1 pseudogene is annotated in these 1,168 nt (G+C 73.4%); it reads right to left on the bottom strand.

Annotated elements, in window-relative coordinates:
- Positions 1 to 167 precede the first annotated feature (167 nt).
- A pseudogene (locus FNQ90_RS24015) lies at positions 168 to 1,142 on the bottom strand (MBL fold metallo-hydrolase); the annotation flags it as partial.
- Positions 1,143 to 1,168 lie beyond the last annotated feature (26 nt).

Here is a 1,168-nt window from a genome sequence, read left to right as displayed (position 1 = left end):
GGTGGGGATCGACCCGTTCCCCGTACCGTGCCGGGGCCGCCGGTCGACGTTCCACCCCCGCCACACGCACCCGGGCGGTCGACTCGGCCGGGGACCGGGCCGTCCACCCGGACGGCCCGGGATACCCGGAAGGATCGGTGGGTCGGGCGGGCCCGACGGCTCGCCCGTCAGACGGTCCCGGTGGGAGCGGCCGGCCCCCGGGGGTCCCCGGTCCTTTCGACCACGGGGTCGACCACGACGGGCTTCTCCGTCGCGTCCGCCGCGGGTTCCGGGGTCCGCCGGGTCGGGGTCGGCGCGGGGCCGCGGGCGCACTCCCGCCACCAGGTGTCGGCCGGCAGGCCACCGAGGGGTACCCCCGGCTCGAACACCTCCCCCGGGCGGGGAACGGCCAGGGGGATGTCGTGTTCGGCAGCCGCGCGCAGGACGCGTTCGGCCGGCTCCTCCCACGGGTGGGGGGCCAGGTCGAAGGTGGCCCAGTGAATGGGCATCAGCACCCCGCCGCGCAGGTCCCGGTGGGCACGCACCCCCTCCTCGGGGGTCATGTGGATGTCCGGCCACAACCGGCTGTATGCCCCGATCTGGATCATGGAGAGGTCGAAGGGGCCGTACCGCTGACCGATTCGCGCGAAGCCGGTGAAGTACCCGGTGTCCCCCGTGTGGTGGACGCGGTGCTCGGGTCCCGCGACGACCCAGGAGGCCCACAGCGACAGCGCCCGACGGCGCACTCCGCGTCCGCAGCAGTGCTGAGCCGGGGTCGCGGTGAATTCCACGTCCTTGACGCGCGTCGACTCGTACCAGTCGAGTTCGTCGATCCGGTCGGTCGGCACCCCCCAGCGCTCGAGGTGGGCTCCCACTCCGAGCGGGACGCAGAAGCGGGTGCGGGTGCCGACGAGCGCGCGGATCGTGGGCAGATCCAGGTGGTCGTAGTGATCATGGGAGATCACCACGGCGTCGACCGGGCCGACGTCCCCCAGCGGGAGGGGGACGGGGTGGAGACGACGCGGACCGGCGAAGCCGACCGGCGAGCAGCGCGTGCCCCAGACGGGGTCGAAGAGCACCCGCAGCCCGTCGATCTCGACCAGCACGGTGGCGTGTCCCATCCAGGTGATCCGCAGGCCGGTCACCGGTGGAAGGGTGAGATCGGGGCCTGTCTCTTATACAGATCTCC

Origin of the sequence: Streptomyces alkaliphilus, assembly GCF_014141535.1 — a bacterium.
In the GTDB taxonomy this organism is placed as follows: Bacteria; Actinomycetota; Actinomycetes; order Streptomycetales; family Streptomycetaceae; genus Streptomyces; species Streptomyces alkaliphilus.
This window is presented reverse-complemented; position numbering and strand designations above follow the sequence as displayed.